This window comes from Lachnoclostridium sp. An138 (assembly GCF_002160765.1).
GTDB classification, from domain to species: Bacteria; Bacillota; Clostridia; order Lachnospirales; family Lachnospiraceae; genus Laedolimicola; species Laedolimicola faecalis.
The window spans coordinates 1-17111 of sequence record NZ_NFLF01000033.1 but is presented as its reverse complement, the minus strand read 5'-3'; the positions used below and the strand labels follow the sequence as shown (position 1 = coordinate 17111).

General features: G+C 52.0%; 14 protein-coding genes and 2 pseudogenes. 3 read left to right on the top strand and 13 right to left on the bottom strand.

Annotated elements, in window-relative coordinates; genetic code table 11:
* Positions 1–10 precede the first annotated feature (10 nt).
* On the bottom strand, positions 11–778 hold the full coding sequence (locus B5E82_RS16980; protein ID WP_002582179.1) for a nucleoside phosphorylase: 768 nt from the start codon (positions 776–778) through the stop codon (positions 11–13).
* A 288-nt stretch (positions 779–1066) separates the two neighbouring features.
* On the opposite strand from B5E82_RS16980, the gene B5E82_RS16975 reads away from it, so the two are divergent.
* Positions 1067–1918, top strand: a complete 852-nt coding sequence (locus tag B5E82_RS16975) for a tyrosine-type recombinase/integrase (RefSeq protein ID WP_087308717.1) — start codon at positions 1067–1069, stop codon at positions 1916–1918.
* Entirely contained in the window at positions 1911–3062 is a 1152-nt protein-coding gene (locus B5E82_RS16970) for an IS91 family transposase (protein WP_087308724.1), read from the top strand. The genes B5E82_RS16975 and B5E82_RS16970 overlap by 8 nt, the downstream gene beginning before the upstream one ends.
* Positions 3063–3393: 331 nt before the next feature.
* On the opposite strand, the gene B5E82_RS16965 is transcribed toward B5E82_RS16970, so the two are convergent.
* The 9 genes and pseudogenes from B5E82_RS16965 to B5E82_RS16920 form a co-directional block, all read right to left on the bottom strand.
* A complete protein-coding gene (locus B5E82_RS16965; protein WP_087308716.1) occupies positions 3394–3699 on the bottom strand; it encodes a hypothetical protein in 306 nt (101 codons plus the stop codon).
* Positions 3700–4081: 382 nt separating this feature from the next.
* Positions 4082–5926, bottom strand: a complete 1845-nt coding sequence (locus B5E82_RS16960; protein ID WP_087308715.1) for a recombinase family protein — start codon at positions 5924–5926, stop codon at positions 4082–4084.
* A gap of 59 nt (positions 5927–5985) precedes the next feature.
* Positions 5986–7404: pseudogene (locus B5E82_RS16955) on the bottom strand (DNA topoisomerase); the annotation flags it as partial.
* Positions 7405–7599: 195 nt separating this feature from the next.
* A complete protein-coding gene (locus B5E82_RS16945) occupies positions 7600–8373 on the bottom strand; it encodes a DUF4366 domain-containing protein (protein WP_087308712.1) in 774 nt (257 codons plus the stop codon).
* Positions 8363–8620, bottom strand: a complete 258-nt coding sequence (locus B5E82_RS16940; protein ID WP_087308711.1) for a DUF4315 family protein — start codon at positions 8618–8620, stop codon at positions 8363–8365. The genes B5E82_RS16945 and B5E82_RS16940 overlap by 11 nt, the downstream gene beginning before the upstream one ends.
* Before the next feature lie 30 nt (positions 8621–8650).
* Positions 8651–10387, bottom strand: coding sequence for a CD1108 family mobile element protein (locus B5E82_RS16935; protein WP_087308710.1), 1737 nt, complete (start codon positions 10385–10387; stop codon positions 8651–8653).
* Positions 10380–10754, bottom strand: a complete 375-nt coding sequence (locus B5E82_RS16930; RefSeq protein ID WP_442911317.1) for a DUF3851 family protein — start codon at positions 10752–10754, stop codon at positions 10380–10382. The genes B5E82_RS16935 and B5E82_RS16930 overlap by 8 nt, the downstream gene beginning before the upstream one ends.
* Complete coding sequence (locus B5E82_RS19025; protein WP_087308708.1) at positions 10751–13612, bottom strand: VirB4-like conjugal transfer ATPase, CD1110 family; 2862 nt, start codon at positions 13610–13612, stop codon at positions 10751–10753. Before B5E82_RS19025 ends, B5E82_RS16930 begins: the two co-directional genes overlap by 4 nt.
* The gene (locus tag B5E82_RS16920; RefSeq protein WP_087308707.1) at positions 13572–13958 is read right to left on the bottom strand and encodes a PrgI family protein; all 387 of its coding nucleotides are present in this window, start codon (positions 13956–13958) and stop codon (positions 13572–13574) included. The genes B5E82_RS19025 and B5E82_RS16920 overlap by 41 nt, the downstream gene beginning before the upstream one ends.
* A 285-nt stretch (positions 13959–14243) precedes the next feature.
* Between B5E82_RS16920 and B5E82_RS16915 the strand changes: the two genes are divergently transcribed.
* Entirely contained in the window at positions 14244–15494 is a 1251-nt protein-coding gene (locus B5E82_RS16915; protein WP_140393179.1) for an IS110 family transposase, read from the top strand.
* Between the two features lie 139 nt (positions 15495–15633).
* Here B5E82_RS16915 and B5E82_RS16910 read toward each other — a convergent pair whose 3' ends face one another.
* From B5E82_RS16910 to B5E82_RS16900, 3 genes and pseudogenes are all read right to left on the bottom strand, one after another.
* Positions 15634–16503 (bottom strand): VirB6/TrbL-like conjugal transfer protein, CD1112 family, encoded by an 870-nt coding sequence (locus B5E82_RS16910; RefSeq protein WP_087308705.1) that lies wholly within the window; start codon positions 16501–16503, stop codon positions 15634–15636.
* 83 nt (positions 16504–16586) lie between these two features.
* A pseudogene (locus B5E82_RS18755) lies at positions 16587–16682 on the bottom strand (Maff2 family mobile element protein); the annotation flags it as partial.
* Positions 16683–16771: 89 nt separating this feature from the next.
* Positions 16772–17111, bottom strand: a 340-nt coding sequence (locus B5E82_RS16900) for a DUF4368 domain-containing protein (RefSeq protein WP_140393177.1), incomplete at its 5' end; no start/stop codon positions are given.

Genomic DNA, 17111 nt, shown 5'->3' with positions numbered 1-17111 from the left:
CTAACTGTTCTTATAATTTGATAACCGCATCAAGGCAGAGCGTAAGTGCATATTCGTATGCATTACCGCCCCAGTTTCTTTCGTCGTATTTGTCAACATCTGCAAGACTGTCTGCGGTATAAAGTATCATACCCCAGGTTGCCCCTCTGAAATCAGCACAGGCCGCCAGAGCAGAACATTCCATTTCTACAACTGCACAGCCTTCACTTTTGCGATAAGCCACCTTTTCTTTGGTTTCACGGAAAAATCCATCCGTTGACCAGGTTATAACCTCCTGATATTTCATACTATGCTCAAGAATGGTTTCTTCAATTGCTTTTCTTGCCTTCTCGCTGATTTCCACAAATCGAGAAGGGGGCGCATAGTGATAAGATGTTCCCTCATCACGCAGAGCCTTGTTTGGTACGAGGAATGTACTTTCGGGGAACTTTTCCAGAGCACCGCAACTACCTGCCGAGATTACCTCTCTTACACCATAACCAATCAGCCAATCAAGTATCTGTGTGGCTGCTGCCGCACCAACGGGTGCTTGACAAAGCACAATGTCCTCACCCTTGTATTTGGTGATGTAAATGGGATAATGCTTCGTTGCACTCTCAAAAGTGGATACCTGTTTGGTATCACTTTTACTGGCATATTCATCTATGTAAGCACCAAGAAATGCGAACACACATTTCTTGGGTAAGTTCAAACCAAGATTTTCATGAGTGGGATTAAGAACTGCTGTCTGCTCTGTATCAAACTCCAAAATCGGTATTTCGTTTTTAATAATAGCCATACTATCTCTCCGTCAAATTCAAGTTGAACAAAATCGCTGCGCGATGGCCTGCCAAGGCTGTGGCATAGCGATTTTCTGTTTTCTATAACAAAAGCAGTAGAAAGCAAGTCCTAAAAGTAGTATTGTTAAGTCACCACAACGAAACAATCAAACAGGATCGACCTTCCCACTGCCTATGAAAAGAATACCATCCTTCCGCCTGGTTGGCAAGCGGTTTTATGACCCAAATGCGCCTCCGTGTAAAGCAGTGTTTTTGACTACTACTGATTTTACATGGAGGATTTTATTATGTACGAAAAATATTTAGAACAGCTTGAGGAAGCCGGAAAAATCCGTAACCTCAAAGAACGTTCCATTACCTGCTATAAAAACTACGTCTCTTATTTCCTGAAATATCAAAATAAGAACCCGGAGGAGCTTACCTGTCAGGATGTCAGGGCTTTTCTTCTTGCAAAAAAGGACGAAGGGCTGAAAGCCACCACTCTGAACCTTTATAATTCTGCCATCCGCTTTTTCTATCGGAATGTCCTGCACATCCTTTGGGATGACATTACAATCCCGCGCATGATTCTGGAACATAAACTTCCAACTGTTTTGACGATTGATGAAATCGACCGCTTGTTGGACGCTGTTGACGACATAAAATATAAAGCTATGTTTGCAACCATGTATTCTTCCGGAATGCGTGTTTCCGAAGTCATCCATCTGCATTATGATGATATTTCCCGCACAAAGATGCAGATCCATGTCCGGGATACAAAAAACCGGATGGACCGCTATACGGTCCTTTCCAAGCGGTGTCTGGATATCCTTACACAATACTGGTTTGAGAAAGGACGGCCCCGTGGAATCCTGTTCCCTAATAAGTTCACCGGTAATTACCTGACAGTCAGTACTCTGGAACAGGTGATGCGCCGTGCTGTATCTGAGGCTGAACTTCCGGCAGGAGCAACTCCACACTCCCTCCGGCACAGCTTTGCAACACATTTGATGGAGCAGGGCGTAGAACGGCAGAATATTCAGGCACTGCTTGGACACCGTGACCCGAAATCCACGGAGGTTTATCTTCATGTCAGCAACAAATCCCTGATAGGAATCCAAAGCCCGTTTGACCGGAAAGAAGGTGCTGGTCATGAATAAACCCACAGTACAGGATATCTTTCTGCGTTTTTATCCGGCATACCTTGAAAAGTATTCCCCTTCCTCTGAACAGGCAAAAGTTTCCCGGAACATCATAAACTGTAAAACCGGAGCTTATGGTGCGAATGTCAGCATATGTGAGGATTGTGGTACCGTTCAGATTCATTATAACTCCTGTCGTAACCGCTGTTGTCCCATGTGCCAGGCTGTTCCAAAGGAAATGTGGATGGATGCCCGCAGGGAAGATGTACTTGATGCGCCTTACTTTCATCTCGTATTTACAGTTCCGGATATCTTGAATCCAGTCATTTACAGTAATCAGAAGCAATTGTATGACACCCTGTATTACGCTGCTTCTGCTACAATCAGTGAACTGGCTGCTGACCCAAAGCATCTTGGGGCTTCCGTTGGATATATCTGCATCCTGCATACATGGGGTTCTGAAATGAACTTTCATCCCCATATCCACACAATACTGCTTGGCGGAGGATTGACACCAAAAAATGAATGGAAGGATAACGGCACTGAATTTTTCCTTCCAATCCAGGTCATTTCCAAAGTATTCCGCGGAAAATACATGGAAGAATTGAAAAACCTTTGGGAGACCGACCGGCTTGAGTTTCATGGAACAGCCGAAAAATACCGTAACCATTATGCATTCAAAGAACTGCTTGATACCTGTTACTCTGCGGAGTGGATCCCTTATTGTAAGAAAACCTTTCACGGTGCACAGTCTGTGATTGATTATCTTGGAAAATACACCCATCGGATTGCTATTAGCAATCATCGCATCATCCGTATGGATGATGAAACCGTCACTTTTTCTGTGAAAGATTACCGGAACAAAGGGCAGTGGAAAGAACTGACCCTTTCCGGTATCGAATTCATACGACGTTTTTTGATGCATGTCCCCCCAAAGCGTTTTGTACGAATTCGGCATTACGGACTTCTATGTTCCCGCAGCAAAAGTAAAAAGCTTACTTTATGCCGGAATCTTCTCGGATGCAGAAAATATATTTCAAAACTGCACGATAAGGGTATGCCTGAAATACTGAAACATCTCTATGGCATAAACGTCTGCGTGTGTAAAATCTGCGGTGGAAAACTTGGAAAGCCTCAGCTTCGGATGCCACAAAGATGCTAAATGTTTCATTTACCAATAGTTTTTTGAAGCCTCAAGGCCTGAGGTTTTGTTGTCATGCCCATTTATCTGGAGCTACTTGGTTTCCTATAGTTTTTGCACAGAAAATCCTGTATAATCATGGGTAAGAACAAAAGATTGAAAGTCCATAGGTAGTGGCTACCCGGACGCTCACTTTGTTCAATTAGGCCAAATCGAAAATGGTGTAAACGAAGAGGCAGTTCACTGGAATGCCAAAACTGCTTTTTCGTTTACCCCATCATCGATTCTAACCTAAAGAATTTGTCGAACTGATTTAATTCAAAATCAGTGCTCATATTGCAATGAAATTATATCACTGAACACACTTTTTTTCAACTATTTCCCTTTGCGTATTATACTGTTTCATTTGCACTCTTTTTAGTTCTCTGTATTTATCATTCAGTTTCCTCGGCTTACGATAACTAACGCAAGATTTAGGCATGGAATAGGTCTTATCAATATCTGTTTCGCCAACCAGCTTATAAACCTCTGGGAATGCGATAACCAATGCGTCAAATTTCCTCATAACTGCCTTATCTCGGGTATAAACTGTTGCTATCTGTTCCCCTGCATTAAAATTGATAACAGTTTCCTGCTCATACTTGGATAAACTGCCCATAAAATCACTCCTTTCTCTCTGGCTCGTACTTTTGACGGGCAAATAATAAAGCCTGCCTACGGCAGGCGGATAGGATGGGATAGGATAAGATAGAGATGGTATATCTCTTTTTTATCTTTTTCTTTTATTCTTTTCTTTGGTTCTTTCTTTTCTGCTTTTCTTTTTCGCTTTTTTCTCTAGGAAGAGAAAGAGAAGGAAGGGGAAGGGAAGGTTGCACCGACAAGACCACAAAAAAGACATCCACTACAAACATGTTCCACTGTCCGTTTTGAATGCCCTTTTATTCTGATTTTGCTCGTTAAATATCGTAGCAAAACCATTCCTTATTATTCACTTGATAATTTCCTCGTCTGCCATTTTCACAATCGCAAATTCACGATAATTAATGACCTACTACCTTTGCTTTCTCCGCTTCTATTTCTGCCCACGCTTTCCTCGCTTCTTCTCTTTTTCGTGCCATATATTTGCGGTTACTTGCTCGCTTTTTCTCAAGTTTTTCCTGCCTTTTAGCTTCTGCCAGTTTCTCTTCTTCCGTCAGCTCCACAACCACTTCAGGAACTACAAATCTGCCGATATAATTCAAATAAATATCTACATCCTGCATTCTGTTTGCTCCACTTCCGACTGCCTTATAGACCATAATTTTATCAACAAATTCGTTCAATATGGCTGGTGTCAGTTCATCAAATGCCATGTGCTTCTTAACAAGCTCCATAAATACATCCACATCCGTTTTCTTAGCACACATGCCCTCTAATTCAGCATTATCTCTTTCAATATCCTCTTCCAACGCTTCAAGCTCCGACTCATAATCACTAAGCATGGTATTGAAGCGTTTATCATTCAGTTTACCGCTGATATTGTCCTCATACAGTTTCTTAATAAGACGATTGATTTCACTCACTCGCTTCTGCTTTTGGGCAAGCCTTTTCTCCAGTCTTACTGACAATTCACCCTGCTGTTCTTCGGAAATACTGCATACCTTTTCTCTAAATTCTGCTTCATTCTCCACTGCATAATCACAAGTTCTTTTTATGGTTTCCAACACAAGCGTTTCCAGTGCCTTTGTGGTAATGGAATGACTGCAACACAATTTTTCATAACGCTGTCTACCTCTTATATTGTTGGAGCAATCGTACCTATCTTCGGGTGCATGATATATCATCTCCCCTGCCTTAAAATAATTCTTTTTCCATATTCCCTGCGCATTTCTGTGATGATACATTTTTGCTCCACAATCTGCACAAAACACTTTACCGGTAAGAGGATTATTCTCCTCAAATACACCTTTTCTTCTTGGAGTATCTAACAGCTTCTGCACTGTTTCCCATGTATGCTTGTCGATAATCGGTTCTTGGGTATCTTCAAAGATAATCCATTCGGATGAGTCTACTTTAGTAGGGCGCTTATCCTTGTACGACTCCTTTTTTGTTCTAAAATTAACAGTACATCCAGTGTATTCCATTCTTGTTAATATGGTCTTAACAGTGCCACCTCTCCACATATACGGATGTTCCATATCAAAGGATTTTGTATTAACTCCCCTGCCACGAATGCCCAAATAATATTCGGGCCTTTCCACCTTATCCTCTGCCAGTTCCCTTGCAATCTGATAGGGTCCCTTCCCGTTCAGACACATATTAAATATCCTACGAACAACCTCGGCAGCTTCTTCATCAATTATCCATTTATCGGGGTTATCTGCACTCTTTTTATATCCATAGCAACAGCGGTTGGTTGTATGTGCTTTCCCACTCATACCTCTTGCCTTTAACACCGTTGTTATCTTCCGACTGGTATCACGCACATACCACTCGTTCATAATATTCAAGAATGGGGCAAATTCTGCACTCTCCCTGCGTTCGCTGTCAACACCATTGGAAATCGCTATAAAATGCACTCCCTTTTCCCGAAACATGACTTCTGTGTAAAATCCCACTTGCAAATAATCTCTACCGATACGGCTCATATCCTTTACAATGACTGTTCCCACCTTGCCTGCTTCAATATCCGCAAGCATTCTCTTCCAGTCGGGTCTGTCAAAGTTTGTACCAGTCCATCCGTCATCCGTGTAATGCTCGATATTCACATACCCATGCTGTTCTGCATACTGTGTCAACATCCGCTTCTGATTGACGATACTGTTTGACTCTCCCTGCACCTCATCATCCTTTGAGAGTCGCTCGTATAAAGCTGTGATTTTAAATCTCTTATCCTTGATTTTCATTGCTATCCTGCTCCTTTGCATTTTGAATATTTCCACTGCCTACTCTCAAAGTGTATTACATCGGTGAAGTGCTTGGGCGGAGTGGTCTTGCCCTCCTTGACAGCAGCGCCGGAAAGGGGCAAGCTCTGGCCCTCCATCAGCTCCGGTAGCGTCTTGTCCTCGGTTTCTTTGTCCGGCTCCGCATTTTTCAGCCCAGCGCGGTAGGCAGCGTCCAGCGCCCGCCAGCCGTGATTTTTCACTGTGCGGCCCTTGGCGGTAAACTCCGCACCGGCGCACTCCACCGTGGCGGCGGTCTCCGCAAAGGTATAGGGTTGGGCAACGGCGCACAGCAGCCGCAGGGCCACCAGCTCCAGCACCGCCTTTTCGCCCACCGGCAGGCCGGTCAGGTCCGCGCCCTGGAGGTTGCGGGTAGGGATCACTGCATGATGGTCGGTCACTTTCTTGTCATTGATGACCTGTGCCGCATTGCAGGCAAGCTCCATACCAGCAGAAAAGGGCAGCGCCCCAGCAGTGAGCCGGACCAGCTCCGGCAGGCTCACTGCCATATCCGAAGTCAGGTAACGGCTGTCTGTCCGGGGGTAGGTGCAGAGCTTCTTTTCATAGAGGTTCTGCAAATAGTCCAGGGTTTGCTGGGCTGTGAACCCCAGCAGCCGGTTGGCGTCCCGCTGGAGGGTGGTCAGGTCATAGAGGGCGGGCGGCTTCTCGGATTTTTCCTTGCGATCCACCTTTTTCACCGTAGCATCTGCACCCTGGCAGGCCGTTTTCAGCTGCTGGGCGGCGGCCTTGTCCGCCATGCGCTCCCCGGAAACGGTGAAACCGGGCAGTTCCAGTGTGACCGTGTAAAACGGCACCGGCTTGAAGGTGTCGATCTCGGCCTCCCGCTGGACAATAAGGGCCAGCGTCGGGGACATGACACGCCCGATGTTGAGGGTCCGGTGGTACAGCACCGAAAACAGCCGGGTGGCATTGATACCCACCAGCCAGTCCGCCTTGGCGCGGCAGAGGGCCGCATCCCGCAGGCCGTCATAGTCCGCACCGGGGCGCAGGTTCGCAAAGCCTTCCCTGACAGCCGAATCCTCCATCGAGGAAATCCAGAGCCGCTTCATAGGTTTGGTACAGCCTGCCATGCAGTACACTGTGCGGAAAATCAACTCGCCCTCGCGCCCAGCGTCGCAGGCATTAACCACCTCGGTCACATCCGGGGCGTTCATCAGCTGTTTCAGCACATCAAACTGTTTCTTTTTGTCCTTGCCCACCACCATCTGCCAATGGTCCGGCAGAATGGGCAGATCGTCATAGCGCCACTTTGCGTAGTCCGGGTCATAGGCATCGGCATCCGCCAGCCCAGCCAGATGGCCCACACACCAGCTCACTCGCCAGCCGCTGCCCTCCAGATAGCCGTCCTTGCGGGCGGTGGCCCCGATCACGGCGGCCAGACTTTGGGCAACGGACGGTTTCTCAGCGATCACCAGTTTCATGGTTTTTCATCCTCCTTTCCCGCAGCCATGCGGTCAGCTGCCGGTGGCAGAATCCCACGCAGGGCTGACCGTCACGGTAATTTCCACAGCCATAACAGGGGTGGCCGGGAGATAAAGAGGGAGAGCGGGAAGTTTCCTTCCCGCCCTCCGGCCTGCGTGTCATCATGCGTTCATAGGGGCTGTCGGTGAAGCGGGTCAATCCGCCTTGTCCTCGCTTTCCTCGTCGCCGCCCCCGTCAGCGTCCGGCTCGTCGGATTCCTCACTCTCCCAGGGGTCCTCGTCCTCCTGGTCGGTATCGTCCTCGCCGTAGTCGTAATCGTCCAAATTGTCGTTGCCCTTGGTCTTGGGCTTATTCCTGATGAATTTGAAGTAGGCAAAGGCACCGCCGCCGCCCAGCAGGGCCAGCACAGCCAAAAGCAGGGCCGGATTCAGCCCCGTGGCGTTCTGCGCCGGTTCCTCCGGCTCCGGGGTTTCCTCCGGGGTCTCCGGTTCCGGCTCCTTGCCCGTGCAGACGCTCATATTGGTGGCGCACACCGGGCAGGCCGTATTCACCGCACCGGCCACACATTTCTCCGTACAGGTACAGGTGGCGGGCTGCCCCTGGGTGGTCTGGCCGTCCTCCATCAGCGCCATCAGGTCGGCTTCATCCACCTGGTTTAAGAAGTGGACGGCGGTTTCCTTGTCCTCGTTGGCCCGGTCAATGAGGATGTAGAAGTAGTTGCCTGCCTTGGTGGTGACGGTGATAAGCTGCTTATTTCCGCCAAAATCATCCACCAGAGCGGCGTTGCCCTCCGGGGTCAGGGCCGGGCTGTCCTCGGTTTCCTCCACCACCACATTGGCATCGTTGGTGGCGTCCTCTGCCGGGGGCTGGTCCGTTCCCTGGGCAAAGGCGGTCACGGAAAGGCCCATCATCAGCACCAGGGCGGCGCAGAGGGCCGAAAGGCTCTTGAAAATTCTCTTATTCTTCATGGTCGGTGTCCTCCTGTTCGTTGTAGTCGGCGGAGGCAGCGGCCATGCTGGGGACTGTGCCGCCGGAGAGCATAGCGTTCAGCTGCTCCGGGGTCAGCCGCAGGGCGCGCACCATCTGGACGATCTCCAGGTTCTCCGCCTCGGTTTTCTGCGCCTCCAGGGTTTTCAGCTTGTCCTGGTACTCCGCGATCTTCTCGCGGACCTTGGCAATCTCCTGGTCAATGCGCTGGATTTTGTTCTTAGCCATAATCAATCACTCCTTTCTCATGAATCGACCTTACCAGTTCATCAGGCCGTAGCCCTTGATGCACTCGTAGGACAGGGAATAACTCTTGATCTTGCAGGCGTCGCCGGAATTGCCCTCCACGGTGTAGACCCGGCTGCCGTCTGTGCCGACCACAAGGCCCACATGATCGGCGCTGCCATCCAGGTCCCAGTCGAAGAAGATAGCGTCGCCGGGGGCAATATTGGCGTAATCACGCCCGCCCCATTGTCCGTGAGACTGGAACCACGGGATGCCCTGGGACTGGCAGGCGGCAAAGCGCGGCTCGGACAGCCCCATCTGGCCGTAGCACCAGGACACGAAGCAGGCGCACCATTCCACACGGGAATTGAAGCCGTACCAGCTCCAGTAGGGTTGGCCGCCCACATTGCCCACCTGACTTTTGGCTATATCCACCACGGCCTGATTGCCGGGGCGGGTGCCGTTGACGAATACCACGCCGGTCAGGTCCTCGGAATTGCTCATATCCGGGGAGCCGCCGCCGAAGATCAGCGGCTTGTTGCCCAGCGTCTGCCGGTACACCTGGTACATTTCCAGCTGTTCCGGGGTCAGCAGCTCCGAAGCCACGGAAGATATGGGCTTGCTGGTGAGCTTCACATTCAGAATGTAATACTCATACGGGACTTCCTCGGTGGTCGTCTCGCCGGTCACGGGGTCCGTGGAAGTTTCGGTGCGGTATCGTATCTCCACTTCCTCGGTAAGCGTCAGTTCATACTGTGCGTCGAACACGCGCTCCAGCTCTGCCTGGGCGCTCTGCCTGGTGTAGCCCTGCAAGACAGCGGACAGATAGGCCGCCAGCTCATGGGGGTCATGCCCGATCATATCGAGGTCATAGCGGTACTCGTCATACCCCGGATGGCTGCTTTCGATGTTGTCGATCTCGGCTTGCAGCGCCGCTTCCTTGGCAGCGTAGTCCGCCTCCACCGCTACCAGCTCCGGGTCATCCGACGGATAGGTGGTGCCGGACACCACAGAACCGATGCTCTGCGCCATCATGGAGCAGGAGGACATGGTATTGAGCAGCATACAGACCAGCAGGAAGATCGCGCCCGCAATCAAAAAGCCCTTTTTGTGGCGCATGATAAACGCGCCCGCTTGCTGGGCCTTCTCCTTGACCGTCTTGGCGGCCTTGCCGGTCTTTTGGGCTGCGCTTGCGGTATTCCCGGCAGCTTGACCGGCGCGCTTGGCGGCAGCGTATTCCTTCTTGATGGCCTGCTTCTGCTGCCAGCGGGAGATGGGGTTGCTGGCAAGCTGGGGATTTTCCCGCAGGGACTTCTGATACAGGGCGTTTACATTGGCCTTCTCCAGCTTCTGCTCGGCCTGGGCTGCCTTGCGGTAGGGCTTCAACTTGTGGCTGCGGTAGCCCTCCCGAACCAACCGTGCGCCGGTCTCAGCAGCCTCCTCGGACTTGTGGGCGCTCTCCACGCCCACATTGTCCTGTTCGGTCTCCCGGATTTCCTTGTGAACTTTCCCCAGGGCGGCATTGGCGGGGGTATCCCGCACCGCATGGGACAGCTTGGAGGGCGGCTTCTTCTTGTCCTCCAGCACCAGCTTGGTGGTCACTTTGCCGGTCTCCGGGTCCACCGTCTTTTGCCGGATCTGTTTTTTCGGGATTTTGGCCTGCGCCTTATCCGCTTTGGCGGCGGCCTTGTCCGCCTTACGGATGGGCTTCTCCATCGCCGGGTCAGCCCGCTCCTCGTCCGTAAAGCGCAGGCGCGGCTCCTTAGTCAAACCAGTTCCCCATCATCAGAGAGGCCGTCATGTAGCGCAGCTCCACATAGACGGCCAGCCCCACAGGGTCATGGGAGGGGTGCTGGAGCAGATGGGCGTAGATCTGCGCCACCACATTGGCCAGCAGCTCGGACTGGCCGCCCTCGAAGATGATGACAGCGGGAACGCCGTTCATGGCGCACCAGATTTCCGTCAGGCGCAGCAGGCCCGCCTCGCCGTCCTCGTTCAGCTCCGCAGCCTGATCCGCCGCCGTGCGGGTCTCGCTGACGGCATCGGCCAGCTCGGTGAGCAGCTGGGTGCGCTCGCCCTCCAGGGCATCATCAAAAAACATCATGGTATCCAGTTCGGTGTTGGGTTTCATGGTCATTCATCCTCCTTTTTCAGTTCCTGGGGCTTGGTGGTCATAATGCGGTACAGCTCGGTATTCTTGGGGAAGTGGTCCACGAAAGGCAGAATCGTTGAGCCATAGAACAGCAGGCCCTCGCCCTCGCTGGAGTGGGTCACATAGGACAGCTGGTGCGGGGAAATGCCCAGCTGCTTGGCGAGAATCTGCCGGTCCCCGCCCGCCTGGTTGAGCATATACACGAAGTCGGAGTTTTCAAAGATGTTCTCCACCTCGCGGGAAGAAAGCAGGTCCTTGACATTCTGCGTGATGCCGGTGGGGATACCGCCCCACTTACGGAACCGCTTCCAAATCTCCACCGTGTAGGCGGCGGTCTGTTCCTCTTTCAGAAGCAGGTGCATCTCGTCGATGTAGTAGCGGGTGGACTTGTGGGCGGCGCGGTTGATGGTGACGCGGTTCCACACCTGGTCCTGGACCACCAGCATACCGATCTTTTTGAGCTGCTTGCCAAGCTCCTTGATGTCGTAGCAGACAATGCGGTTGTTGATGTCCACATTGCTCTGGTGGTTGAACACATTGAGAGAGCCGGTCACATAGATTTCCAGCGCCGTGGCGATGTACTGCGCCTCTTTCTCGTCCTGCGCCCGCAGCAGGTTGTAAAGGTCCTCCAGGATGGGCATATTCTCCGGGCGGGGGTCATTGAGATAGGTCTGATAGACCAGCCGCACACAGCGGTCAATGATGGTTTTCTGAACCGGCTGCAAGCCCTCTTTGCCGCCCACGATCAGCTCACACAGGGACAGGATGAAGTCGGACTTGAGGGACAGCGGACTTTCATCGTCCGAATAGTCCAGGTTCAGGTCCATCGGGTTAATGTAATTGCTGCTGGTGGGCGAAATCTTGATGACCTGCCCATGCAGGCGCTCCACCAGGGGCGCATACTCGGCCTCCGGGTCGCAGATGATGATGTCATCATTGGTGAGCAGGAAGCAGTTGGCGATCTCGCGCTTGGCCGAAAAGCTCTTGCCGCTGTTGTGAACGATCAAGCCGTTGGCCAGCAGGAAATTCCCGTACTTGGGTACGGTGAGATCATAGACCGGCACTTTTTCCGGCAGCCGCTGAAAGGCCACCCGGACCGCCACATGACCGCCGCTGAGCCGCTGGCCATCCGTGATTTTGTTCGCCTCGATAAACTGACCATCTGCGTCCATAATCAGGTGGGTGTCCGTACAGCACAGCCGGGTCCCGTCCTCCAGCTCGATCACCTTCAGCTCGTCCACATATTTTTCAATGCGGATGTCTATGGCCCTGGCGTCCACGATCTCGCCGGTATCGTAGTCATAGGCTTTCACCATTGCTTCCGTGATACCGGCCTCCACCAGCTCGGCAAAGGTCGGGGTGGACCCATCCGCCAGCAGGATACGGGTCTCTCCATCGAAGCAGCCCGGTGTGCCGAGGATCAGGCCGTTGGGGTTTTTGAGCAGCTTGCGGTCCACCATGATGAGGTTGTTGGACAGGGCGTTGATACCGTAGTACAGCGCCTCCTTGCCGCTCTGGAACAACTCCTGGGTTGTAAACGGCACAAAGATAGCCGTGGAACTGGTGGTCAGCCCCCGCTGAATCTCGATCTGATTGAGGCCCAGGGGCAGCGCGGACATCAGCCCTTCTTCCTGCTGGAAGTCAAGCCTTGTCAGCTGGCAGTTGTACTTCTGCGCAATGGAGCTGGCCTGGAACACATTGTTGTCCAGCTGCCGGGGATTGTCCGCCGTGTTCAGCACCAGGAAGGTCACAAGGAACATTCGCTCGTTCCGGCTCTGCAAATCCTGCAAGAGCTTCTTGGCCTCGGCACCGTAGGTGGCAAGGTCGGAGGGAATGATGTCCATGTCATATCCGGCGCGGACGGCCTTTTTCTGCTCCTCGATTTTGGATTTATCCAGGTCGGTGATTTTCCGCTTGACCGTTTTGATGGCTTTGATCTGGTCCACGGACTGGATATGGAGGCTGACGATCAGGCTGGATTCCATGTCCAGGAAATCCGCCAGCATCCGGTCATTCAGCTCCGGTGCGAGAATCTGCAAAAAAGAAACAGCCCCGTATTTCTTACCCATACGGAACTGCTTGCCGGTGCGGAACTCAAAGCTGGACGGCGCAATGAAGTCCTTGGTGGACAGACCGGACGGAGCCAGCCACTCCCATTCAAAACGGAACGGCACCTGTTCATCCATGTGGAAAATGCCGTGAAGCTGCGCCAGCCGCGCCTTGCCGTCCAGGGCCTCGGCAGCCACGCCCACGCGCTTGAAGTTGTTGAGAATGTCGGTCTCAATGCGCTCCAGACGAGGCTTGGCGGCCTTGAGGCTGTCGGCGTCAACCCCGAATGTGAGGTATTTGGTCTTGATAAGGCCGTTGTTGCCCTTTGCCAGCTGGTTTTGCAGCATGGTCATGTACTCCACCCGGATGGTGTCAAAATCATCGCCCTGGAGAGGAATGTTGATGGCACGGGCAAAGGTCTCCTCGGAGGCTGCCAGGTTCAAAAAGGACAGCTGAAACTGAATGGAGCTGTCAAAGTAGTTGAGGAAATCGCACCAGCCCTCGAAGATTGCCGCCTTGTCCTCGTTCTGCGAGAGCTGATAGTTGATGTCCTGAAACTGGATGGTCTTGGTGTAATGGCCGTCTGCCACCCGGCAGATGCCGTCCGGCCACATCCGCTCATAGGGGATGCTGTCCTGGGCCGACTTCTCTTTCCGGTCTGTGCGGTTGGCACGGGCGATGGCGGCCTCGATCTGCCTTCTGTCGGCACGGGACAATCGTTTCTTCTTGGAAACCGGCGGCTGTTTGCCATCCTTATCGGCCTGCCGGTTTTTCGTTGCGGTGAACAATGTCATACACCTCCTTGTCGAGTTTTTCCTGCCGTTCCAGAACGGCATAGAAATTGTTGGTCTTATACGGGCGCTGTTTGGGGCGGATAACGGCCACCTTGATGATGTTGCCCACGATCTTTTCCAGGGGCTGGCCGTGCTTCTCATACATTGCCATCAGAAAGAAGGGCAGCATGACCAGCATCATACACATGGCAGCCACGCTGTTTCCCACAGGCCCCCGGAGCAAAAAGAAAAGCGGTACGCCGATGAGCGCCCCGCCGCCGAAGCAGACCAGCTGCCTCTTGGTTAAATTGAACGCGACCTTGGTTTTGACTTTCGTAAGGTCCTTGGGTACGGGTACATAAGCCAAAGGGATTACCTCCTGTTACTATATATTTGCCCCTTGATTTATGGCAACCAGCCATAGGCATGGGACATCTCGTTGCCTAAGCTGTTAGAATGGGAAGGTAATGGTCTGACCTTCACCTCCAAGGGCTTTCATGTCCGTCAGAAAGTCAGTCAGCCATCCTCTCATTCGCAGCGTTCGATTTGTGCAGGTAGAGCCTGAGTGTTCGTGTCAGCAAACAGATAGAATCGGCTATGGGTAAAGATGGCTTCTGTCCATTGCATAATATTTCTATCAGGAGAGATGAGCATGAACGCAGCAGGAATTGATATTTCCAGTAGAAAGAGCACCGTCGCAGTTCTCCGTCCCTTTGGTGAGGTCGTTGAAGTACCCTTTGATGTGCAGCACAACGCCGAGGCTCTGACAGCTCTTGCAGAGCAGTTGAAGTCCATTGACGGCGAAACACGGGTAGTCATGGAGCACACCGGACGCTACTATGAGAGCGTAGCCAAGACTCTCCATGAAGCCGGACTTTTCGTTTCAGCAGTCAACCCTTTGCTCATCAAGGAATACGGCAACAACTCCCTCCGCAGGGTCAAGACCGACAAGGCAGACGCCATGAAGATCGCCAGATACGCTCTTGACAACTGGGTGGAATTAAGAGACTATACTCCTATGGACACGATTCGATATGACCTGAAAACTCTGAACCGTCAGTTCCAGTTGGCCTCCAAGCAGAAAACTGCTACCGCAAACAATCTGATTGCCCTCCAGGAACAGTCTTTTCCCGGTATACGCAAGCTCTTTGACAGCCCTGTACGCAGCGATGGCACGCAGAAGTGGGTGGATTTCACCCATGACTTCTATCATGTTGACTGTGTCCGTAGTGGCAGCCAGAATACCTTCACAGAACGTTACCGCAAGTGGTGCAAACGCAACCACTACAACTTCAATGCAGGAAAAGCCGCCGAGATCTACGCTCTGGCAAAGTCTGCTGTTGTATTGGTACAGAAAACACCTCTTACAAAAACGCTTCTACAGGAAGCTGCCAACCAACTTACGGCAATCTCTCGTTCTGTGGAAACCTACCGCAGCGAGATGAATAAGCTTGCATCCCAGTTGCCGGAATATCCGGTCATCATGGAGATGTACGGTGTTGGGGAATCTCTCGGCCCGCAGCTCATGGCTGAGATTGGGGATGTGCGCCGTTTTGAGCGCAAGCAGTCTCTCGTTGCCTTTGCCGGCATTGACCCCATGCCGAACCAGTCCGGCGAAAAGAATGTTCGCAGCAACAAATCCTCAAAGCGTGGCTCTCCCTATTTGCGAAAGACCTTATTTAACATCATGGGAATCTACCTGAAATGCTCGCCACAGGATGAGCCTGTATACCAGTTCCTTGATCGTAAGCGAGCCGAAGGAAAACCTTACTATGTCTACATGACTGCTGCTGGAAACAAGTTCCTGCGACGGTATTACGCCACAGTTATGAACTACTTTGCCACCTTGGAGAATCTGCCGCCTGTGGACACGGATTCTACCGGCTTACAGCACACGGAGTAACCAACTGTTATCTGACCTCTTAGGTCGGCGCTTTTGCGGCGGCTTTTTTGTCTTACCCTTTTTCTCTACCTGCTGACTGCAAAATTTTCTTCCGTCAAGTCCTGTTTCGGGCTTGACTTTTTATTTGCAGGCTTCCTGGTTAATGTGCATTGAACACGGATTTTGCGAGGCTGCCGGTCTTAAAGAGCGTAAAGCACAACAGGACCGTATAGCCCACACAGCTCCAGATGGCCATAATGATGTCGGATTCGGTGGCGATACTCTGCACCAGCACGGCGTAGATCGCCACACAGACGATGATGAGAAATGCCTGGAAGCCCAGGGCGATCAACGAGCGCAGATAGTTCTGCCCCATACCGCCCCATTCCTTGCCCATCATGGTAGCCATAGGGATGGGGGCCACCGATGCGACCAAATATATTTCCAACATTCTGCCGTAAATGACAATGAAAATGCAGATGTAAAGCGCCCACATGGTAATGCCGATAAAGATGGATTGGAACCACAGGCCGAACAGCGGCCCCAGGTCCATATCCATCAACCGGGACTCCATATCGGTCATGACAGAGGAGATGTCGATGGAAGCGTCGGAACCGATGATGCCCGCCGCCTGCGTCACCACGCTTTGGGCGGCGTCAAACACGCCCATCACGATGTTCCAGGTATTGGTGACAATGAGGATGGCGGCGGCAGATTTGAACACCCACTTGAAGATCATCCAGGTGTCCACATCATGCAGGTTGTTCTTGTCGGTAATCATCTGAATCAGCTCCAGCGTCATCACGATAGCCAAGATCACGCCAGCAATCGGCACCATGATGGAGTTGGAGAGGTTCTGGATCATGCTGAAAATACTCCCGTTCCAGCCCTGGGGGGTCTGGCCCACCTGCGTCGCAATGTCTGCGACCTGCTGGTTCACGCTATCGAACATCCCCGATAAGTTGCTCATAATGCCGCCTACCAACATTTCCTTGAGCCAGTCAGTAAGGGCATCGAGTAAGAAATCCATACGGTGTCAACCTCCTTTCAGCCGCCCCCGCTTGGGGGCAGGGGCGGCAAGGATTTCTTATGACAGCTTAACGATGGGAACGATCAGACGGTGAACAGGCCGGAAAGCAGGGGTACGAGGACCATGCCGACCACGGCGACGCCAGCGCCAGCCATGAGCTGCTTCATGCCCTGGGACTTTACTGATGTGCGATAAAGAAGTAATAGAAGTGTAAAAAATTTTGCCGTTCCTATCCGGCACTCGCGCGTTGTGTCGGATAGGTCGGGCGTTAGGCTTCGGGCAAGTCAATCTTGCCGACAAAGCTGTAATAAATCTCAATGTCCTGCCTGCGGGTGCCGTTCTCGTCATAGCTGCACTCATGCACGACGATTTTCTCAATCATCTCCCGCAAGAGGGTGGGGGTCAATTCCTCAAAGGCAAGGTGCTTTCGGACGATACCCATAAACTTTTCCGCATTGACGGTGGCGGCCTGCGACTTGGAAAGTTCCTCCTGCAAAGCGGCGGCGCGGTCTTTCAGTTCCCGCTGTTCCTGCTCATAGTCTGCCGACAGTTCCATGAAACGCTCGTCGCTGATTTTGCCGTTCACATTGTCCTCATACAGCCGCTTG